This window comes from Modestobacter sp. VKM Ac-2982 (genome assembly GCF_026967935.1).
Lineage (GTDB): Bacteria > Actinomycetota > Actinomycetes > Mycobacteriales > Geodermatophilaceae > Modestobacter.
Window position 1 is genome coordinate 398,478 of sequence record NZ_JAPVBL010000002.1, and the last position, 20,539, is coordinate 419,016.

Sequence of the window (20,539 nt, forward strand, 5' to 3'; positions counted from 1 at the left end):
GCCCGAGGCAGTCCGGGGAGGTCGGGATGTCCGAGGGGCGACCGTCGTTCTGGACCACTCTGCCGGGGATCCTGACCGGCCTCGCGGCGCTCGTCACGGCGCTGGTCGCGGCCGGTGCGCTGTTCCTCGGCCAGGACCGGGACGGCGGCGAGGAGGCGGTGGCCGACAGCGGTGCCACGGAGGCCGGCCGTGCCGGGGACGGCGACCCGGACCAGGAACCGACGTCCTCCGGCGAGAGCTCCTCCGGCCCGGACGAGGCGGCCCCGGCCGACGGCCGCACAGCAGACAGCTCGCCGGTCCGGCTGCTGCCCGGGGACCACCTCGACGTCGACGCCGGCATCCAGGGCGACAGCGGGCTCACCGGGTCGGACCTGGTGTGGAACAACGTGGTGAGCCTCAACGGGACCCGGAACGCGATCGTCCCGGCGGAGACCGACGAGGCCGGCTGCACGGCGGCGCTGCAGACCAGGTCCGACCGCCTGGTGACCGCCGACCAGCTCTCACGCGGGGCGGTCGTCTGCCTGACCACCGACGCCGGCGCCCTCGTGCTCGCGAGCTTCGCGCCCCCCGACGTCGACGGCAGTCTCGGCGTGACGCTGACCGTCTGGCGCTGACCGGCCGGCGCTGCCCGATCCGACCAGGTCACGGCACCCGGTGGGCGCCGTTCCTGTGCTCGCGCCCCGGGCGTCCGGCTCAGGGCGCCCTGCCCTCTCGGGCCGGGGACGGCGGCACGGGCGGCACCGCGGCGAACAGGTCGACCAGCGCGTCCCAGTGGTTGCGCCGGCCCGGCGGGAACCGGCGACGCGAGCGGGCCGCCCGGCGGCCGCCCGGCCGGTACCGACGGCGCGCCCAGGGGCTGGCCGGCCGCGCCAGGCGCACGGACGCGACGGCAGCGACGAGCGGCACGAACACGCCCACGACGCCCAGCACCACCCGGCCCTTCAGGATCGCGACGACGGCGAAGCAGAGGTTGACCAGGACGGTCAGGGTCAGGACGCCCTCACCCCGCGACCCGTCGGCGTCGAACGGGTTGGCGCCGATGAGGAGCAGCACACCGACGACGGCGGCGATCAGCACGGCGTCCACCGAACTGCGGCCCTCCCTCGACCAGTACACGTCCTGCAGGTGCAGCCACAGCGCGAACTCGTCCAGGGTGAGCGCCGCCCCGGCACCGAAGAGGACGGCGAGCAGGTCGCCCCACGCTCCGGCCGGGCGATAGGCGAACTCCACCGTCCCGGTGAGCAGCAGCAGGAAGATCCCGTACACCTGGTGGTGGACGTGCACGCCGCCCACGCTGGCGTCGCGGAAGGGGCCCCGGCCGCTGCGGATCGCGTGCGTGACGAAGCGGGTGAGCAGGAAGGTGGCCAGGAACCCGAGCACCAGCCACGCGACGAGCTCGCGCCGCCCGGTGAGCGCCGGCAGCAGCTCCGGTTCCCAGATCACGGACCGACCGGGTCGCCGGCCGGCTCGACCGGCCGGCGTCCCAGCACCACCGCCAGGGCCGGCAGCACCAGGACGGTGACCACCCCGGCCCCGACGAGGGCGGCGGCGATCTCGGTGAGCGCGACCAGGACCGGCAGGGCGGTGGCGCTGACCAGGGCCGTCTGCCAGCGCGCACGACGGGGGAGGACCCCGCGGTACACCAGCAGCACCGGCCCCCCGCGGACGACCAGCATCAGGACGAGGAACAGCAGCAGCTGCAGCGGCGCGGAGGCGATCGCGGCCAGGTCCAGGCCCATCCCCGAGTAGACGAAGAACAGCGGCACGAAGAACCCGTAGCCGACGGCGTCCAGCTTCGACTCCAGGACGGGCGCGGCGGTGCCCACCCACTGCCGGAGCACCAGGCCGGCGAGGAACGCACCGAGGACGGCGTCGAGGTGGAACCGGTCGGTGACCGCGACCAGCACGAGCAGCAGCAGCAGCGTGGCGCGCAGGGTGATCTGGGCGGTCTCGTGCTGACCGGCCCGGACCACGTCGGCCAGTCGGCTGCCCTCCCGGATCCCGTGCCGCAGCAACCCGAGCGCGACCGCGAGGACGGCGACGCCGAGGAGCGCGGCGAGCGCTGCGCCCCGCCCCTGGCTGCCCAGGAAGACCGCGATGACCAGCACCGGCAGCAGTTCGCCGACCCCACCGGTCGCCAGCAGGTGCCGGCCCAGGCGACCGCGGAGCAGCCCGGCCTCACGGAGCACGGGCAGCAGCGTCCCCAGGGCCGTGGTGGTCAGCCCCAGGGCCACCGGCAGCAGCGCCTCGACGAGCCCCGCGGCACGGAGCACCGCCACCACGCCGGCGGCCAGACCGAAGGAGACCGCCCACGAGGCGAGCGCACGCCGGCCGGCGTCCTCCCGGAACAGGCGCAGGTCGATCTCGTAGCCGGCCAGCAGGAAGACGAACCCCAGGCCGACGTCGGCGAGCACGCGCACGTCGGCGGCCGACCCGAGGCCCAGGACGTCCGGGCCGAGGACGACGCCGCCGGCCAGCAGCAGCACCACCTGGGGAACGGGCAGCCGGGGCAGCAGCCCCACCAGCACGGCCGCGAGCAGGGCGACAGCGGCCACGGCGGCGAGCGTGTCGATCGACACGGCGTCGTCCACCGGCTCCTCCCCTCAGCTCCACGGCCGGGGCCGTGGTCCCCGGCCGATGGTGGCGGCGGCTCCTCCAACTGCACTCCGACCGGCCGCCTGCGGGCGCGGCCGGGGGTGCAGGGTGCACCGAGGCCGAGAATCGTCCCTCGAGTGTCTGGGGTGGCCGGTGGACGGCAGCGTGGGCGGCACGTGGGCTCACGGCAGCGGACGGCGAGGGCCATGGCTCGTTGCGGCGCCGTGCCACACCCGGCGCGGAGCGTTACGCCCTCGGGCGGTCCCTGCGCAAGCAGGTGCCCCGGTCCGAGCTCGGGCGGTGGACCCCGCCGGACGACCGGCCCGACGTCGTCGACCAGATCCGGGAGTCCCACGTCGGGCGCGTGGAGCGGCTCGTCCCCGTGCGGGTGGCCCGGATGGCCGCCTCGCCCTACGGTTTCCTCCGGGGCACGGCGGTGGTCATGGCCGCCGACCTCGCCGGCCTCCCGGCCACCGGGATCCGGCCGATGATCTGCGAGGACGCCCACCTGGGCAGCGTCGGCTCCTACGCCTCTCGTGGTCCCGAAGTGGGAGCGCGACAGCTCGAGCACGTTCACCGGTACCACCGCCCTGGAGGCCGGAGATGCGGCGGCTTCACGGGTGCGGCCCCCGAGGTGGCTCAGCCTGGCACGTCCAGGTTCCCCCAGCAGCCGGGGCGGCCTGGCGTCCCGCACCGACCGCGTCCAGTCGGAGCGATGACGCGGCGCCTGCACCCGCGCGGGCCGACCCACGGCGCGAGTCCCGTGAGCGCGGGCCGGCTCGGGTGGTCCGGACCGGGGACCCGCCCTCGGGCTGCCGGCCCCGTTCCCCAGCACCCCGCCGGCCAGAGTCGCGCACGGACGCGGATGGATCGGCGCCGGACCTCCACCCAGTGCGGACGCCGCCGGCGCCGGCCCCCGACGGGACCGGCGCCGGCGGCCGACGGATGGACGAGGTTCCCCTGGGGGCCGGGTCAGCGCAGCACGCCGCACGCCGCCGGATCGGTCGCCTCGGCCGGCAGCGAGGGGTCGAGTTCGCTGGCGCCGGCGGAGGCGAAGTCGTACCGGCCGTTGTGGTTGTAGTCCACGCCGTGGATCACGACGACGCCCTCCCCGTCCCGGATGGCGTCGGCGATCTGCTTGGCAGTGCCGGTGCCGCCGGCCCCCGGGTAACCGGTGCCGGCGACGTCGGTGAACTCGATCTTGTCGCGGCTGTAGTGCAGGGCGCCGTCCGTCGAGACCGGGAAGCGGCTCACCGCCAGCGCCGATGCCGGGCTCGTGTCGCCCGTCGTGGTCAGGGAGACGACGATCGGGCCGTACGCCGGCAGGCCGTCGACGGTGCTGAGCCGCGAGGTGCCGGCCTCCCCGCGGGTGTTGGTGGCATCGGCCGTGGTCGGGCACTCGTTGCGTGCATCGTCGCCGTAGTGGATGTGCATGGCGTGCGGCGCGTCCGGGCTCAGGCCCTGGGCCTGGACCTCGATCGAGCGGATCAGCTGGTTCCGCACGACCGCACTCGCGGTACCGGTCGCGCCCGAGTCGTTGAGCTCGTGGAGCGAGGCGTCGAGCTGCACCGTCTTGGCCTGCCCGGGCGGGCTCGACGGGTGGGCGCTGGCGGCCGGGAGGCCGAGCAGCATGCTGCCCCCGAGCAGCCCGGCGGTGGTGGCGGTGATGAGCAGTCGCTTGTTCATGAGGAGCTCCCTGGTGGTGGTGTGGTGCTACAGGGCGTTCGTGGACCGGACCGCCACGGATGGGAAAAATGTGATGCAGGTCGCAAGTTGGTGACTCTGCCGGCGCGTTGCACCTCTGCGTGAGGAGATGCGGACAGGAATGGTGGCCGAGGTCGGTGCGGCCGGCCGACACGGTCGCCCGGTGACGCACGCGCCCGGACGAATCCCCGGGCGGCGCACATCCGGTGTGGCCCAGACGGGGTCGGCTGGTGGTGGGCGAGGAAGGCCCTGAGCGTTCGTGCCGGGCGGCCGGTCACACGTTGGACCGTGTTGGTCACGACGGAAGCAGGCCCTGACGGTCGTCCGCACTGGGAGGAGGATGCACCGGGGGCCGAGGACGGCCCGTCGAGTGTCTGGGGTGGCCGGTGGACGGTGAACGAGAGAACGGGCACGTCGTGCTCACGGCAGCGGACGGCGAGGGCTACGGCTCGTTGCGGCGCCGCGCCACACCCCGTGCGGAGCGGTACGCCCTCGGGCGGTCCCTGCGCAAGCAGGTGCCCCGGTCCGAGCTCGGGCGGTGGACCCCGCCGGACGACCGGCCCGACGTCGTCGACCAGATCCGGGAGTCCCACGTCGGGCGCGTGGAGCGGCTCGTCCCCGTGCGGGTGGCCCGGATGGCCGCCTCGCCCTACGGTTTCCTCCGGGGCACGGCGGTGGTCATGGCCGCCGACCTCGCCGGCCTCCCGGCCACCGGGATCCGGCCGGTCATCTGCGGGGACGCCCACCTGGGCAACTTCGGCTTCTACGCCTCTCCGGAGCGTGACCTGGTCATCGACCTCAACGACTTCGACGAGGCGCACCCGGGCGGCTGGGAGTGGGACCTCCGCCGGCTGGCCGCGAGCGTCTGGGTCGCGGGGCGGCAGAACTCGGCCACCGAGGAGCAGTGCCAGGACGCGGTGGCGTCGATGGCGCGCCGCTACCGGGAGCACGTGCGCCGGCTGGCCGGGGAACCGCTGCTGGCGCGGTCGTTCGAGCGGTTGGACGTCACCCGGCTGCACACCACGGTGGAGGACGGGTCGCTGCGGAAGGAGATCAAGCGCGCCTCGCGGCGCGCCCGCAAGCGGGTGAGCGACCGGGCGCTGCCCCGGTTCACCGAGGAGCGGGAAGAGGGGCGGCGGATCGTCGAGGAGCCCCCGTTGATCACCCGGCTCGACGAGGACGAGGCCGCCGCGGTGGCCGACGGGCTGGACGGCTACATCGACACGCTGCCCTCCCACTGGCGACGGGTCCTCAGCGGCTACACGCTCGTCGACGTCGCCCACAAGGTGGTCGGGGTGGGCAGCGTCGGGCTGCGCGCCTACGTGGCGCTGTGCGAGGGGAGCAGCCCCGACGACGTGGTGTTCCTGCAGCTGAAGCAGGCCCGCCGGTCGGTCGTGGCCGAGCACGTCCACGGCGAGTCGGCGTGGCACGCCCACCAGGGGCAGCGGGTCGTGGAGTACCAGCAGGCGCTGCAGACGGTCAGCGATCCGCTGCTGGGCTGGACGACGATCGGGTCCCGGCAGTACTACGTCCGCCAGTTCAGGAACATGAAGGGCACCATCGCGATCGACTCCCTCGACGCCGCCGCGCTGAGCGACTACGCGGGGGTCTGCGGCCGGCTGCTGGCCAAGGGGCACGCCCGGACCAGCGGCGCCTCGATGATCGCCGGCTACCTGGGCCACTCCGACAAGGTCGACGTGGCGCTGTGCCGGTTCGCCCGCGCGTACGCCGATCAGACGGAGCGGGACCACGAGACGCTCGTCCAGGCGGTCGCCCGCGGCGCCCTGCCCGCCGAGCCGGGGGCGTGACCAGCGGGCCCAGCATCGAGAGTATCGAGCCGTGGAACCGCCCCTGCTGGTCACGCGTTGACCACTGGGCACAGCCGGACACCGCTGGACACCGGAGGCTCCCGTGTCTCGTCGCCGCATCCGCCACCTGCTGTTCGCCCTCGTGGCGGTCCTGGGCACGATCGCGACGCTCACCCTCCTCGATCGCCCGCAGGCCGTCCGGGCCGCACCGGCGGGACCTCCTCCCGACGCGGCTGTGCAGGTCGAGGGGGTCGGCACGGCCACGGGCACACCCGACGTCCTGCGGGTCACCGTCGGCGTCGAGGCGACGGCCGAGACGGTGCAGGAGGCCCTCGACCAGGCGGACGCCGCGGTGCTGCGCGTCTTCGAGGCGCTGCGCGCCGAGGAGGTGCCCGAGCGCGACGTCCAGACGGTGGGCCTGTCCATCGATCAGGCCTACGCCGAGGACGGGCGGGAACCGACCGGGTACACCGCGCGGCAGGACCTCGGGGTCACACTGCGCGACGTCCAGGAGGCAGGGGAGACGATCGGGGCGTTGGTGGACGCCGGCGGTGACGCTGCCCGACTGCGGGGTGTCTCCTACGCGCTGGAGGACGACGCGGGGCTGGAGGCGGAGGCCCGTGCGGAGGCACTGGCCGCTGCCCGGCAGAAGGCCGAGCACTACGCGGAGCTGACGGGCCGGGAACTCGGGGAGGTCGTGGAGATCCGGGAGCAGGTGTCGTCGCCCGGCCCCATGCCGTTCGCGGGCGCCGACGCGGCGATGGCCGAGGCGGTGCCGTTGGCTCCCGGGTCGTCGACCGTGACGGTCACGGCTCAGGTCCGCTGGTCGCTGCGCTGACCGGCCTCGGTGCATCAGGCGGTCTGATCGGCCGCGGCGGAGGTGGTCCGCCAGGACCAGGGGCCCACGTCGATCGGTCCGGGAGTGATCGTGTCGACGCGCAGTCCCACGGTCACGGTGGGTCGACGGCGTGCTGGTCCCGCGGGCGTCGGTGGGCAGCGGCGGGCGTGGCGGAGAGACGCGACTCCCCGACTCGCGGAGCGGCTCGGGATCCTGGGGCCGTGCCGTCCGCTCCCGCTGCTGTCCACCATCCGGTCTTCGCCCGTGTCTTCGGCCGGCTCGCCGCGGCGGGGGAGCGGTCCGGGTTGGCCGAGGTCCGGGGGAGGGTGCTCGCCGACGCGGCCGGCCGGGTGCTCGAGGTCGGGGCGGGATCCGGCACCAACTTCGCGCACTACCCGCCCGCGGTCACCGAGGTGGTCGCCGTCGAGCCGGAGCGGTACCTGCGCGGGCTGGCAGAGCAGGCCGCTGGACGAGCACCCGTGCCGGTGCGCGTGGTGGACGGCACGGCGGAGGCGCTGCCCGCAGGCGACGGCGAGTTCGACACCGCCGTCAGCACGCTGGTCCTCTGCAGCGTGGCCGACCAGTCGCGCGCGTTGTCGGAGCTGCACCGGGTGCTGCGTCCCGGCGGGCGGCTGGTCTTCTGGGAGCACGTCCGGGCCGAGGGGCAGCCGCTGACGGTCGTGCAGGACGCCCTCGACCGCACCGTGTGGCCGCTGTTCGCCGGCGGGTGCCACGTCGGACGCGACACCGCCGCGGCGATCACCGCGGCCGGCTTCACCGTGGAGCGCATGCAGCGCTGCCGCATGCCGGACACCCGGGTGCCGCTGCCCATGGCACCGCACGTCATCGGCACCGCCCGGCGGGCGTAGCCGGAGCCCCGGTCGCTCGTCCCCGTCGGTCAGGCCGTCTCCGGGGAGCCTCGAGCAGCGCGGCGGCGTGGCTCGCGCCCTGGGCGCGGCCGGGATCGGGCGCGGCCGGGATCGGGCGCGGCCGGCCAAGAGCCGTGCGCGCATCTCCATGTCCGTCCCCGTGCGGACCAGCACGCTCGACCGATGTCCCCGCCCGGGTGCTGGGGAGCACGTCCCCGCACCGCGGCGCTCACTCCACACCGTCCCGGACCTCGACGTCGAGCTCCGGGGAGAAGGGAAGCGGAATGGCCACGCCCACCTCCGGCTCCACCTCACGACTCGCCCCCGACCAGCTCGGCGTGCCCGGGGTCGTGTTCCTCGTGCTCGCCGCGGTCGCGCCCCTCACCGGGGCCATCGTCGTCATGGCGCTGGCGATCGCGCTCGGCAACGGGAGCGGCCTCGTCGTCGCCGTGCTCGCCGTCGCCGCGATCCTGCTGCTCTTCGCGGTGGGGTACGCGCAGATGTCCCGCGAGCTGGTCAACGCCGGCGGCTTCTACGCCTTCGTCGTCAAGGGGATCGGCAGGCCCGGGGGGCTGGTCGCGGGCTTCATCGCGACCATGGGCTACAACTTCTTCGTCGCCGGCGCCGTGGGCACCACCGGGTTCTTCACGTCGATCATCGTCGCCGACCTGGTCGGGGTGGAGCTCAACTGGTTCCTGGCCGGCGCCGTCCTGATGGCCCTGTCCTTCCTCCTGGCCCGGGGCGGGATCGACATCAGCGCCAAGGTGCTCGGCGTCGCGCTCGTCCTGGAGACCCTCACCCTGCTGGCCTTCTGCGTCGCGGTGCTGGTCGACACCGGGCTGAGCATGGAGGTGTTCACCGCGGACGTGGTGTTCGGCGGGTCCGTCGGTGTCGCCCTGCTCCTGGCCGCGACGGCGTTCCTGGGCTTCGAGGCGACCTCGTTGTTCAGCGAGGAGTCACGCGATCCGCAGCGCACCGTGCCGCGGGCGACGTACACCGCGATCATCCTCATCGGCCTCGTCCACGCGCTGACGGTCTGGGCCATCGTGAGCGCCGCCGGGGTGAGCGAGGCGCAGCAGGTCGCGCTGGACCGGCTCGAGACCGGTGACCTCCTCTTCGTGCTGTTCGAGGAGCACCTCGGCGCCACGATGCTCGTGGTGGCACAGGTGCTGCTGATCGTGAGCCTGTTCGCCGCCCTGCTGGCCTTCCACAACATGGCCGCTCGGTACCTGTACTCCCTGGGCAGGGTGGGCATCCTCCCGGGCGGCCTGGCCCGGATGCGAGCCAACGGCGTGCCGCAGACCGCACTGGTGACCAACCTGGTCTTCGCCCTGGTGGTGGCCGGGTTCTTCGCGGTCCTGGGGCTCGACCCGATCACGAGCCTGGTGCCCGTCATGATCGGCTTCGGCACGCTGTGCGTCCTCGTGCTGCAGCTGCTGGCCGCCTTCTCCATCGTCGTGCACTTCCGGCGTCGTCGGGACGGGCGCTGGTGGACGACGTTCGTGGCCCCCGGGCTGGGGATGCTGGGGCTGCTGGCGATGTGCGTCCTGGCGCTCGGCAACTTCCCGCTGCTGGCTGGCTCCGACGCCGGCTACGTGCGGCTCCTGCCCTGGTTGCTCGTCGTCGCCCTGGTCGGTGGCCTGCTCTACGCACCGGTCCTGCGCAGCCGCCGCCCGGAGGTCTACCGGCTGCTGGAGACCGACCTCGAACGCCTCGACCCCTCGCCGGCGCCGCCGGCAGCGGACGTGGCAGCCCGGGAGTGACAGCGGGGCAGGCGGCGCCGTGCCGAGCGCGCCGCCTGCCCCTACGAGATGCTGGACGTCACGCGCGGCCGCTGTGCTGCCGGGACATCAGCTCCTCGTTGGCGCGGCAGCAACACCCGGCGCCCTTCGTGCTGCACGCCACCGACGACTGGTGCCGGTAGGCGGCGACCTTCGCGGCGCCGGCGCGCATGCCCGGCGCCGTCGACGTGGTGGCGTCGTACACCACCTGGCCCCCGAACACCGTGCCGATGACCTGGTGCCCGGTGATCTCCTCCGCGGTCCTCGCCTGGAGGAGGTCGCCGTCCAGGATCGCCACGTCGCCGGCGAAGCCGGGCCGCAACTGGCCCTTCCAGCGCTCGGCGTGGTCCTGCCAGGCGGGGGTGCTGGTGTAGGAGCGCAGCGACTCCTCGATGGAGATGGCCTGCTCGATGCCGCCCAGCTTGCCGTCGAAGCCGAGACGGGTGACCGCGCCGGCGACACCGATGAGCCAGTCGGGGGTCACGACGGCAGCGTCGGACGCGCTCGACGCCTTGACGCCGGCGTCGAGGGCCGACCGGAAGGGCCACTGGTAGTCGACGCGCTCGGGCCCGATGGTGGAGTCGAAGAAGCGGCTGTAGACCTGCTTGATCGTCGGGTTGAAGCTGACCCCGATGTCGTTCGCGGCCATCAGCTCCAGCGTCTTCAGCGGCGTGAGGTCGCCGTGGATCACGTAGTGGCGCAGCGCGTTGGTCCTCGTGGCGAGGTACCCCGCGACGACCGCGTCGATGGCCGCGTCCCCGGTGGCGTGGGTGCCGACCTGGAAGCCGTTCGCCGCGGCGACCGCGATGATGGCCCGCAGGGACTCCAGACGCTCGGCGTCGTCCTCCCCGGCGCTGAGCAGGTGGCCGTTGCGCCCGTCGAGGAACGGCTCGTACAGCCACGAGGTCGCGGCGTCGGTGGGCACGCCGTCCGCCAGCACCTTGACCTCGCGGACGCGCAGCATGCGCGGGTCGTCGTCCCGCGTCGACGTGAGGCCGCTCAGGGTCTCCTGGAGCGCGGCGGCCGTCTGGCCCGCCCGGAGCATGAGGTTGAAGCGCAGCTTCAGCGAGCCGTCCCTGATCTTGCCGCGGTAGAGCTCCACCTGGTCGAGGCTGACGCCCGGGTCCGTGAGGCTGGTGATGCCCAGCGAGTGCAGGACCGAGGCGGCGAAGTCCATCGCCTCGGAGATCTCGGCCGGTGTGTACGGGGGGACGGCGGCGGCCACGAGACCGCTGGCGGACTCGCGGAAGATGCCGGTGGGCTCACCGGCGGCGTCCTTCTCGATGGTGCCGCCGGAGGGGGTGGGGGTGTCCCGCGTGATGCCCGCGAGCTGCATCGCCTTGGAGTTGGCGGCCAGCGCGTGGTGGGAGATGTCGGACATGTAGACCGGGTGGTCGCCGGACACGGCATCGAGGACGTCGCGGGTCGGCAGCCGGTCCAGCCGGGTGCCGTCCCAGCCGCTGGCCCGGATCCACGAGTCCGGCGTCGGCGCCTCGGCGACGGCCTGGGCGATGACCGCCGCGATCTCCGCGACCGTCGGCTTGGCGACGTCGTAGCTGTAGATCTTCGGGCCCGCGAACCCGAAGTTGCTGGCCTCGAAGCCGAACCCGTTGAAGTGGAGGTGGCCGTCGTTGATGCCCGGCAGGACGGTGCCCCCGCCGGCGTCGACCACGTTCGTGCCGCGGTGCACGAGCCTGGCCATCTCCCGGTTGCTGCCGACCGCGACGATGAGCCCGTCCTTCATCGCCACCGCTTCGGCGCACTCGCGCCCGCGGTGCATGGTCAGCACCTTGCCGTTCATGACCACGGTGTCGGCTCCCCGGCGGGACCGGGGACCGGCGTGTGCCGCGGTGGGGCTCGCGACGGCGAAGCCCGTTGCCGCGGCGACGCTGGCGGCGACCTTGAGTGCGTTGCGGCGGGTGATCTGGTGTTCGTCCATGGATCGCTCTCATCCGTCGAGTTGGCCGATGTGCCTCGTGCGCCCACTGCGATCCCGATCGAACGGCTAGGTTCGCGCTGCGAGGTGTCCAAGTTCATACGGGGGAGAGACGACCCCGGGGTCAGACCGTGCCGCCCCGGACGAGGGCAGTGCCGCCGGGGTCAAGGTCGCTGGAGGTCATCGACAGCATGGGCCGAGGACGACGACCGGTGCGGGTGCTCGAGGGCTACCTCGACACCGGCCGGGGAGACCACCGAGCGCGCGACGCCGTCGTCGTGCAGTGCGACACCGACGTCCGGGTCGCCAGGCAGTGGCGGATGCGGGACGTCGACTGCTGTCTTCTCGAGGGCAGCGTCGTCGACGTGGCCCCGTACCGGCACGAGCCCGCCGAGGCGGTCGTCGCCGAGAACCCCGGGTTCGTCTTCGGCTACGTCGTCGCCGGGGCGATGCGGATCACCCAGGACCGTCGGGCGGTGGAGCTGGGCAGCGGGCAGGTCGCCCTGTACGACGGGGTGACCCCGTTCGCCCTGCACTCCGAGGCGCCACACCGGTACCTGGTCGCGCACGTCCGCGACCACGCGCTGCGCATCCACCGGGACGACCGCGACGCACTCGTGGCTCGCGACCTGTCGGCCTTCGCCGGCGCTGCGGCGCTCGGTGCGCTGCTCGCGACGATGGTCGACGCGGACCGGCCTCCACCGCCGGCGGCCGGGCAGCACCTGGGCGACGCCGTGCTCGCGTGTCTGTCCGCGATCGTCGCCGAGTCCCGGGGAACGGCGGTCGGGGAGCGCTCCACGATGCTGTTCGGCGAGCTCACGGACTGGCTGGACGTCCGGCTGGCCGACCACCTGCTGACCACCGAGTCCCTGGCAGCCGCCCACTTCCTGTCGACGCGCTACATCCGGAAGCTCTTCGCCGACCACGGGACGACGGTCACGGGGTACGTCCGGACCAGGCGGCTCGAACGCATCCGCGAGGACCTGCTCCACCCGAGGAACGTCGACGTCCCGGTGTCGGCCATCGCGGGGCGGTGGGGCTTCCGGGACCCGAGCGTGTTCTCGCGGGCGTTCGCCCGTGAGTTCGGGCAGGCACCGCAGACGTTCCGCAGGACGGCGCTCCAGCACGGCCAGGCCCCTCTGTCGACGGGGGACCCCCGGCCCTGACCCGCTCGGACCGGTGCCCGGTTCAGCGAGCGGACGTCGTGCGCAGGTCGCCGACGGGACCGACGGCGGCCCGCTCGCGGTGCTCCCGAGGGCTCAGGCCGTAGCGGGTCCGGAACGCCTTGCTGAGGTGGGACGCATCGACGATCCCCCAACGGCGGGCGATCGCGGCCACCGGCTCTCCCCGCCGGGCAGGGTCCCCGAGGTCACGGCGCACCAGGTCCAGCCGCCGGGCGCGGACGTGACCGGCGACGGTGAGGGCGTGCCGGCTGGAGACCTTGTGCAGCTGCCGGGTGGAGACGTGGTGTGCGGCGGCGATCGTGCCGGGGGAGAGGGCCGGGTCGCCCAGCCGGTCGTCGATCCACCGCAGGACGGCCTCGAACAGCTCGTCGTGGTGACCGCCGCCTCGCCACGCCGCCCGGACGTGCCCCGCCAGCAGTCCGGTCACCGCGTCTGCGGTCATCAGGCGCTGCTGGGCCGACAGCCCGGCGAACTGGTCGGGGAGCTGGGCCAGCAGCCCGGCCAGCACCCGGGCCGAAGGAGATGCGGCCAGCGCGTCATCGGCAGCGGCCGCGTGCAGCACCTCCCGGCCGACGCCCAGCACCGACGGGGTCACCTCGAGGACGAGGTACCGGTAGGGACCGCGGACCCGCAGCCGGAACGGCCGGTTGCGGGAGTAGAGCACCACCCGGTCCGGGCCCAGCAGCACCGTCCGGTCCACGCCGTCCGGCCCGCACTGCTGCAGCGTCCCCTCGCCCTCGAGCAGCACGCCCAGACAGTGGCCGGGGAGGCGGCGGGTGGCGGGGACCGGGGTCACGACCACGTCGGCGCGGTCCCGGAAGTCGCAGGCCGGGAGCCGGCCCAGGTGCCAGGAGCGTGCGCTCAGCCCTGTCCACCGGGCCGGGCCGTGCAGGAGGACGGCGTCCGGCGCCACCGATCCTGCTGCCTCGCACAGGTAGCCCTGGACGACGGTGCCGCGCGGTCCCCTCAGCTGCTCCACGGACACCCCCGTCTCACGGCGTCTCCTCGACCTCGGCGGATGTCCGGGTGTGGACGCCGTCCGGGCCGGTGAGGTGGCCGGCTTCCCGGCCGGCCCGTCGACCTGCACAGATGGCAGCACACCGGCCCGTGCGGGACCTTGTCCGTGGCGGCCCGGCGGTTGACCCTGATGGCCCACTTGCCCTGGAGGCCCACTTGCCCTGGAGGCCCACGGTCGTGGACACGATGAGGCGGACACAGGCCGGGTCACCGCGGTCCGGTCGGTGACCAGGGAGCGAGACCGTCCTCCCACGGGGCGAGCGGGTTAACCGACGCGAAACGCCTGGGGTCGAACCGCGAAACGACCCGCTCCTAGCTTTCGGTCGAACCCCATGCCGGACGGCACCCCCCACCCCGCTGCGGGTGTGGCTGAGAGACGGAGCACCCCATGACCTTCCGCCACCGCGCCGTGCGCGCCGGAGCACTGCTCACCGCCGCTGCCCTCGTGCTCACCGCCTGCGGGTCCGACGACGAGACCGCAGCCGCCGCCAGCGGCGGGGAGGGCGACCTCGGCGACCTCACGCTCCAGTTGTCGTGGATCAAGAACGCCGAGTTCGCCGGTGAGTTCTTCGCCGACAGCCAGGGCTACTACCAGGACGCCGGGTTCGGCTCGGTGACGATGGACCCCGGTCCGGGGGCCATCGAGACGCTCGTCGCCACCGAGGACGCCGACTTCGGTCTCAGCAACGCCGTCTCCGCCGCCCAGGTGATCGCCGAGGAGGACGCGCCGCTCAAGATCGTGGGCACCAAGTTCCAGAAGAACCCGTTCACGATCCTCTCGCTTGCGGACGGCGGGAACATCGCGACGCCCCAGGACCTGGTCGGCAAGACGATCGGCGTGCAGGCCGGCGGCAACGAGACGCTCTTCGACGCGCTGCTCGAGGTCAACGGCATCGACCCGGCCGACGTGACGAAGGTGCCCGTGGAGTACGACCCGGCACCGCTCGTCGACGGCGAGGTCGACGGCTTCCTGGCCTACCTGACCAACGAGTCGATCACCGTCCAGTCGCTGGGCATCGAGGTGACCAACCTGCCCTTCGCCGACAACGGGCTGCCCTTCGTCGCCGAGTCGGTCATCACCACCGACCGCATGATCGCGGAGGAGCCGGAGAAGGTGAAGGCGTTCCTCGAGGCGGAGATCCGCGGCTGGCAGGACGCGCTCGCCGACCCCGCCGAGGGCGCGCGGATGGCGGTCGAGGAGTACGGCAGCGACCTGCAGCTGGACATCGAGAAGGAGCTCGAGCAGTCGGAGGTGCAGGCCGGCCTGATCGTCACACCCGACGTCGAGGCGAACGGCCTGTTCACCATCTCCGACGAGCTGATCGAGCAGAACATGACCACCCTCGAGGCGGCCGGCATCGACCTCGAGGCCGCCGATCTCTTCGACCTGTCGCTGCTCGAGGAGCTGCTCGAGGAGAAGCCCGAGCTCACCGAGCTGCCCTCCTGACCCGGCCGGACGCGACGGAGAGGTTCGACATGGCCCAGGTCGCAGAGGCGTCGACGAGCGCCGGTACCGGGGGAGCGGCTCCCTCGATCGGCACCGGCGTGCGGATCGACCACCTGAGCAAGACCTTCCGGGTCGGCCGCCGTACCGTCGCCGCTCTGGAGGACGCCACCCTGTGGACGGACAAGGGCAGCTTCCTGTCGCTGCTCGGTCCGTCGGGCTGCGGCAAGTCCACGATCCTGCGGATCCTCGCGGGGCTGGAGGAGCCGACGTCCGGCTCCGCGCTCGTGGAGGGCCGGACGCCGCTGCAGCTCCGCCGCGGCAACGAACTGGGGATCGCCTTCCAGGACTCCGCCCTGCTGCCGTGGCGGTCGGTGCTGTCCAACATCCGGCTGCCCTTCGAGGTCTCGGGGCAGAAGCCGGACGACGCGCTGGTGGCCGAGCTGATCGAGCTGGTCGGCCTCCAGGGCTTCGAGAAGGCGAAGCCGGCCCAGCTGTCGGGCGGCATGCGCCAGCGCGTGTCGATCGCCCGGGCCCTCGTCGTCACCCCGTCGGTCCTGCTGCTCGACGAGCCCTTCGGCGCGCTGGACGACATGACGCGGCAGCGGCTCAACGTGGAGTTGCTGCGGATCTGGACGGAGAAGCCGGCGACCACCCTGATGGTCACCCACAGCATCTCGGAGGCGGTCTTCCTCTCCGACCAGGTCGCCGTGATGAGCGCGCGCCCCGGGCGGGTGCAGGAGGTCCTGCAGGTCGACCTGCCCCGACCGCGGACCCCCGACCTGATGCGGACACCGGAGTTCCACGCCCTGCACGACCGGGCCTCGGAACTGCTGTTCGGCGGGGCGTCCGCCGTGCCGGGTGAGGACTGAGCGTGCGCCTCTCCCGTGAGTCGATCCGCTCTCTGCGCACGGGCGCGGTCGGCATCCTCGCGCTGGTCGCCGGGTGGTGGCTTGCCGCGCTCACCGTGCTGTCCGGCGCTCGGGTGCCGACCCCGGACGGCGTGCTCACCACCGCGGTCGAGGCCGGCTGGGGCTTCTGGTCGCTGCACTTCGGGATGACGCTCCAGGAGGCCTCGGTCGGCTTCCTCTACGGCACCCTGGCCGGCCTCGTCGTCGCCTCCCTGGTGCTGCTGCTCCCCGTCGCCGAGCCGGTCCTCATGCAGGTGGCGGTGATGAGCTACTGCGTGCCTCTGGTCGCCATCGCACCGGTGCTGTTCATCGTCATCGGCAATCCGGACGAGGGCGAGCGCTCGGGCACGGCCACCGCGCTCGCCGCCCTGGCGGTCTTCTTCACCACCGTCGTCGGCACCGTGCTCGGGCTCCGCTCCGCCGATCGGGCCAGCCTCGACGTGGTGCGGGTCTTCGGTGGTGGCAGGGTCCGGCAGCTGCAGAAGGTGCAGCTGGTCTCGGCCCTGCCCTCGATCCTCGCCGCCATGCGGATCGGCGCGCCGGCTGCCTTCCTCGGCGCGATCCTCGGCGAGTACGTCGGCGGGGTGCAGCGCGGCGTCGCGCTCATCCTCAAGATCGCCCAGCAGAACGTCGACGTCGAGCAGGCGTGGGCGGTCGGGATCGGCTGCGCGCTGATGGCCGGGACGGTCTACGCCGTGCTGGGGCTGGTCGGCCGGGTGGTCACGCCGTGGTCGAAGGGCGCGGCGTCGTGAGCACGATGCTGCCCGGTACCGACCGGGTCACCGGCGGGACCGGGTCGCTGCTGCGGTCCGTGCTCCGTCAGGTGGCCACCACCGCCCTCGTGCTGGGCGTGGTGGTGCTCCTCTGGATCGTCGCGCTGCGGGTCTGGGACGTCTCGACGTACGTCGGCAAGACCCCGGCGGAGGTGTGGACCAGCCTCTTCGGGGACGCGGACTCGGCCGAGCTCCGCGCGGAGATCTGGACGCTGCTGCAGCAGACGTTGATCGACGCCGCCGTCGGGTTCGCCGCCGGCATGCTGACCGCGATCGTGCTGGCGGCGGTCGTCGTCCGGTACCAGCTGCTGGAGGGGGCGGTGATGCCGGCCGCGGTGGTGCTGCAGACCGTCCCGCTCATCGCGCTGGCGCCCATCCTGATCCTGCTCGTCGGCCGCGGCTACGCCGTCGTCGCGCTCATGAGCGCCATCGTCGTCCTCTTCCCGGCCCTGGTGAACATCGTGGCCGGGCTGCGTTCGGTCACCCCGCAGATGCGGGACCTCGTGCTCGTCTACGGCGGGTCGCCGTCGACCGTGCTGCTCAAGGTGGGCTTCCCCTCCGCGCTGCCGGCCCTCTTCGCCTCCGTGCGGATCGCGGTGCCCGGTGCCCTGACCGGCGCACTGCTCGCCGAGTGGCTGGCGACCGGGAAGGGGGTCGGGTACGCCGTCGTGTCCGCCGCCAACCGGTCGCAGAACACGCGCGTCTGGGCGCTGGTCGTGGCCATCACCCTGACCGCGCTGCTGCTCTACCTCCTCGCCCAGCTGCTGGAGACGGCCGTGCTCAGCCGGTTCGGGCGCGCGGTGGGGCAGCGGTGAGCCTCGCGACCGGGGTGCACTCCACGCCCGCGCCGGCGGACCCGGCCATCGACGCGATGGTCGCTGCGCTGCCGAAGATCAGCCTGCACTGCCACCTCATCGGCAGCGTGGCACCGCAGACCGTGCTCGACCTCGCCCGGAAGCACGGCGTCGCGCTCGGCCGGTCCGCCGCAGAGCTGTACGACCACCACAGCTACGCCGACCTCGGAGAGTTCCTCCGCGTGCTGGACGTGGTCGGCTCGCTGATCCGCGACGTCGACGACTTCCACCGGGTCACCTACGAGTCGCTGACCACCGGTGGAGCCGACCACGGGGTGCTCTACCGGGAGGTGCACCTGAGCCCGCCGGGCCACCCCGGCGTGCCGTACCCCCGGATCCTGGAGGGCGTCCTCGCCGGGGCCCGGGACGCGGAGGCCGACACCGGCGTCCGGGCCGCCTTCCTCGTCGGCCTCTGCCGGGAGCGCAGCGGCGCCGCCGCCGTCGAGCTGGTCGAGCAGGTGGTGGAGCACCGCGCCGACGAGGTGCTCGGCATCGGGCTGGACTACGCCGAGGTCGACGGGCCGCCGGGCCGTTTCGTCGAGGCCTACCGGCTGGCGGCGCGGCACGGGCTGCAGCGGACGGCGCACTCGGAGTCCGGCCCGCCGCAGCACGTCGAGGTCCTGCTCGACCAGCTCGGCTGCAGCCGGGTCGACCACGGCTATCACGTGGTGGACGACCCGGTCCTCACCGCGCGGTGCGTGGCCGAGCGCGTGCCGTTCACCTGCACCCCGGTCAGCTCCGACATCGGTCGCTACTCCGGCAGCGGGGACGGCAGCCACCGCCGGATCGCGGAGATGGTCGACGCCGGGCTCTGCGTGACCATCGACAGCGACGACCCACCGATGTTCGGCACCGACCCGACCCACGACCTCCGCGTGCTCGCGCACGCGCTCGGCTACCGCCGCGACCAGCTCGCCGCGTTCACCCGCAACGCCGTCGAGGCCTGCTGGCTCGACGAGACGGACAAGGCCGGCCTGCTCGCCCGGGTCGAGGCCGCGGTGGCCACCACCCCCGACGCACCCCCACCCGTCCAGGAAGGCCGAGCATGATCCCCGCGTTCCACGTCCCGACCGTCGACATCTCCTCCTACGTCGGCCCCGGCACCCCGGAGGAACGCGCAGCCACGGCGGCGGCCTTCGACGAGGCAGCCCGCACCGTGGGCTTCGTCCAGGTGCTCGGCCACGGCGTCCCGACCGTTGTCACCGACGCGTTCGCGGCCGCCCTCGACGAGTTCTTCCTCCTGCCGCTGGAGGTCAAGGAGCAGTACCGGACGCCGCCGGAGATCAACCGGGGCTACGCACCTCCCAAGACGGAGTCGCTCAGCCTCAGCCTCGGGCTCGCGCCGTCCAACCGGATGCACGACTTCTTCGAGGCGTACAACGTCGGGGCCGCGGTGTCGGACTTCCCGGGGCTCGACCTGCCCGCGGCCGACTACCCGGAGAACGTGTGGCCGGCCGAGGCCTCGTCGTTCCGCGGCGCCGTCTCGGCCTACTCCGCCGAGGCCTCCCGCGTGGCCCGGACCCTGACCTCGGTGTTCGCCGACGCACTGGGCCTGCCGGCCGGCTTCTTCGAGCAGTACACCGACCACAGCCTCGACGTGCTGAGGATGAACAACTACGCCCTCGAACCCGGCGAGCTGGAGCTCGACGGCGATCTGACCGGCATGGGGGAGCACACCGACTACGGCATCGTCACCGTGCTCTGGGCCGACCAGGTCGCGGGGCTCCAGGTGCTGGGGCGCGACGGGGGCTGGCACGACGTCCAGCCGGCCGACGGCGCACTGCTGATCAACCTGGGCGACCTGATGGCGCGGTGGACCAACGAGCGCTGGATGTCGACCCTGCACCGGGTCAAGCCGCCGATCGTGGACGGCAGCATCCAGCGGCGGCGCAGCGCGGCGTTCTTCCACGACGGCAACATCGACGCCGTCATCGAGACCCTGCCGACCTGCGTGGGCGGCGGGTCGCCGTACTCGCCGATCACCGTCGGCGAGCACATCCGCGCCAAGCTCGCCGGCTCCCGGGCGGGGGTGGCCAACACCGAGGCCGAACGCGAGGCCGCCCGGGTGCTGGCAGCGCAGGGCAGCGCCTGAGGGCCGGACGGGCGGTCAGCCGCGACCGCTGGCTACGGGGTCGGAGAGCCCGGGGACCTGCGGTGCGACAGGAGGTGAGCGCTCAGCAGCACCACCGCGAAGACGCCCATCACCACGAGCGCGGTCGCCCCGGACCACGGCAGCGTGTTCCCCGGAGCCTCCTCGTTCGCCGTGTTCACGTCCGTCGCCGTGTCGGCGCCGGACGCTGTGCCCGTCCCGGTCGGTGCATCCGAGCCGGACGCCGTCCCAGCGCCCGTCGGCGCCGCGGCGAGGGACCGGAGCTGTTCGCTCAGCGTGACGAGCGCGTCGGTCCACTCTCGCGCCGCCAGGTCCGGGCTCACCTCGCTGGTCAGCACGGCGTCGACGTCTGCCACGGGCAGCGGGAACCCCTCGGCCACCCACCACCCGTACTCGTAGGTGCCCCCTCCGACGGCCACGGCGAGGAGGAGGTCGGAGTTCCCGAGCCCGGACAGCTCGGCGGTCCGTTGCGCCCACTCACCGGCCGGCACGGCGTCGAAGTCGGAGACGAGGACGGCGTGGAGCCGGACGTCGCGTTCCGCCCGCAACCGGTCCACGGCCTGCTGCACGAGCTGTCGGCCGGCCGCGCCGATCACGACGCTGTCGTCCGTGAGCTGCCCCGACACCTGCCTCGGCGGGCCGGCCGACGCCGGCCCGGCAGCGAGGAGCACGAGCACCAGTGCACCGAGGACCGTCCATGTCCTGCGCATCCCAC

At 73.4% G+C, this 20,539-nt stretch carries 19 protein-coding genes; 13 read left to right on the forward strand and 6 right to left on the reverse strand.

Annotated elements, in window-relative coordinates:
* The first annotated feature begins 26 nt into the window (after window positions 1-26).
* The gene (locus O2W20_RS08860; RefSeq protein WP_269173001.1) at window positions 27-614 is read left to right on the forward strand and encodes a hypothetical protein; all 588 of its coding nucleotides are present in this window, start codon (window positions 27-29) and stop codon (window positions 612-614) included.
* A 79-nt stretch (window positions 615-693) separates the two neighbouring features.
* On the opposite strand, the gene O2W20_RS08865 is transcribed toward O2W20_RS08860, so the two are convergent.
* Together O2W20_RS08865 and O2W20_RS08870 are read right to left on the reverse strand one after the other, a co-directional pair.
* Window positions 694-1,443: a hypothetical protein gene (locus O2W20_RS08865; protein WP_269173000.1), complete on the reverse strand. Its 750-nt coding sequence runs from the start codon at window positions 1,441-1,443 to the stop codon at window positions 694-696.
* Window positions 1,440-2,591 carry a cation:proton antiporter gene (locus O2W20_RS08870; protein WP_269172999.1) on the reverse strand — a complete coding sequence of 384 codons (1,152 nt, stop codon included), beginning with the start codon at window positions 2,589-2,591 and terminating at the stop codon, window positions 1,440-1,442. Before O2W20_RS08870 ends, O2W20_RS08865 begins: the two co-directional genes overlap by 4 nt.
* Before the next feature lie 368 nt (window positions 2,592-2,959).
* Here O2W20_RS08870 and O2W20_RS08875 point away from each other — a divergent pair, with 368 nt between their 5' ends.
* Window positions 2,960-3,676, forward strand: coding sequence for a DUF2252 family protein (locus tag O2W20_RS08875; RefSeq protein WP_269185498.1), 717 nt, complete (start codon window positions 2,960-2,962; stop codon window positions 3,674-3,676).
* Here O2W20_RS08875 and O2W20_RS08880 read toward each other — a convergent pair.
* A complete protein-coding gene (locus O2W20_RS08880; protein WP_269172992.1) occupies window positions 3,568-4,281 on the reverse strand; it encodes a hypothetical protein in 714 nt (237 codons plus the stop codon). The two genes, O2W20_RS08875 and O2W20_RS08880, sit on opposite strands and share 109 nt — an antisense overlap.
* Before the next feature lie 404 nt (window positions 4,282-4,685).
* Between O2W20_RS08880 and O2W20_RS08885 the strand changes: the two genes are divergently transcribed.
* From O2W20_RS08885 to O2W20_RS08900, 4 genes are all read left to right on the forward strand, one after another.
* Window positions 4,686-6,107 carry a DUF2252 domain-containing protein gene (locus O2W20_RS08885; RefSeq protein WP_269172991.1) on the forward strand — a complete coding sequence of 474 codons (1,422 nt, stop codon included), beginning with the start codon at window positions 4,686-4,688 and terminating at the stop codon, window positions 6,105-6,107.
* A gap of 103 nt (window positions 6,108-6,210) precedes the next feature.
* Window positions 6,211-6,945, forward strand: coding sequence for an SIMPL domain-containing protein (locus O2W20_RS08890; RefSeq protein ID WP_269172990.1), 735 nt, complete (start codon window positions 6,211-6,213; stop codon window positions 6,943-6,945).
* Between the two features lie 221 nt (window positions 6,946-7,166).
* Complete coding sequence (locus O2W20_RS08895; RefSeq protein ID WP_269172989.1) at window positions 7,167-7,814, forward strand: class I SAM-dependent methyltransferase; 648 nt, start codon at window positions 7,167-7,169, stop codon at window positions 7,812-7,814.
* 284 nt (window positions 7,815-8,098) lie between these two features.
* Complete coding sequence (locus O2W20_RS08900; RefSeq protein WP_269172988.1) at window positions 8,099-9,577, forward strand: APC family permease; 1,479 nt, start codon at window positions 8,099-8,101, stop codon at window positions 9,575-9,577.
* A gap of 58 nt (window positions 9,578-9,635) precedes the next feature.
* On the opposite strand, the gene O2W20_RS08905 is transcribed toward O2W20_RS08900, so the two are convergent.
* Window positions 9,636-11,534 (reverse strand): amidohydrolase, encoded by a 1,899-nt coding sequence (locus tag O2W20_RS08905; protein ID WP_269172987.1) that lies wholly within the window; start codon window positions 11,532-11,534, stop codon window positions 9,636-9,638.
* A 209-nt stretch (window positions 11,535-11,743) separates the two neighbouring features.
* On the opposite strand from O2W20_RS08905, the gene O2W20_RS08910 reads away from it, so the two are divergent.
* Entirely contained in the window at window positions 11,744-12,697 is a 954-nt protein-coding gene (locus O2W20_RS08910) for an AraC family transcriptional regulator (protein ID WP_269172986.1), read from the forward strand.
* Between the two features lie 22 nt (window positions 12,698-12,719).
* Here the strand turns inward: O2W20_RS08910 and O2W20_RS08915 are convergent, their stop codons facing one another.
* Window positions 12,720-13,694 (reverse strand): helix-turn-helix domain-containing protein, encoded by a 975-nt coding sequence (locus tag O2W20_RS08915; RefSeq protein ID WP_269172985.1) that lies wholly within the window; start codon window positions 13,692-13,694, stop codon window positions 12,720-12,722.
* 426 nt (window positions 13,695-14,120) lie between these two features.
* Between O2W20_RS08915 and O2W20_RS08920 the strand changes: the two genes are divergently transcribed.
* Genes O2W20_RS08920 through O2W20_RS08945 form a run of 6 tightly spaced genes read left to right on the forward strand, consistent with a single transcriptional unit; the run spans window position 14,121 to window position 19,806 of the window.
* Window positions 14,121-15,179 (forward strand): ABC transporter substrate-binding protein, encoded by a 1,059-nt coding sequence (locus O2W20_RS08920; RefSeq protein ID WP_269172984.1) that lies wholly within the window; start codon window positions 14,121-14,123, stop codon window positions 15,177-15,179.
* A 29-nt stretch (window positions 15,180-15,208) separates the two neighbouring features.
* Window positions 15,209-16,048 carry an ABC transporter ATP-binding protein gene (locus tag O2W20_RS08925; protein ID WP_269172983.1) on the forward strand — a complete coding sequence of 280 codons (840 nt, stop codon included), beginning with the start codon at window positions 15,209-15,211 and terminating at the stop codon, window positions 16,046-16,048.
* Window positions 16,049-16,050: 2 nt separating this feature from the next.
* Window positions 16,051-16,839 carry an ABC transporter permease gene (locus tag O2W20_RS08930; RefSeq protein ID WP_269172982.1) on the forward strand — a complete coding sequence of 263 codons (789 nt, stop codon included), beginning with the start codon at window positions 16,051-16,053 and terminating at the stop codon, window positions 16,837-16,839.
* 5 nt (window positions 16,840-16,844) lie between these two features.
* Window positions 16,845-17,675, forward strand: coding sequence for an ABC transporter permease (locus tag O2W20_RS08935; RefSeq protein WP_269172998.1), 831 nt, complete (start codon window positions 16,845-16,847; stop codon window positions 17,673-17,675).
* Window positions 17,672-18,763, forward strand: a complete 1,092-nt coding sequence (add, locus tag O2W20_RS08940) for an adenosine deaminase (protein WP_269172981.1) — start codon at window positions 17,672-17,674, stop codon at window positions 18,761-18,763. The genes O2W20_RS08935 and add overlap by 4 nt, the downstream gene beginning before the upstream one ends.
* A complete protein-coding gene (locus O2W20_RS08945; protein ID WP_269172980.1) occupies window positions 18,760-19,806 on the forward strand; it encodes an isopenicillin N synthase family dioxygenase in 1,047 nt (348 codons plus the stop codon). The genes add and O2W20_RS08945 overlap by 4 nt, the downstream gene beginning before the upstream one ends.
* A gap of 32 nt (window positions 19,807-19,838) precedes the next feature.
* Here the strand turns inward: O2W20_RS08945 and O2W20_RS08950 are convergent, their stop codons facing one another.
* Window positions 19,839-20,534 carry a TPM domain-containing protein gene (locus O2W20_RS08950; RefSeq protein ID WP_269172979.1) on the reverse strand — a complete coding sequence of 232 codons (696 nt, stop codon included), beginning with the start codon at window positions 20,532-20,534 and terminating at the stop codon, window positions 19,839-19,841.
* Window positions 20,535-20,539: the final 5 nt, after the last annotated feature.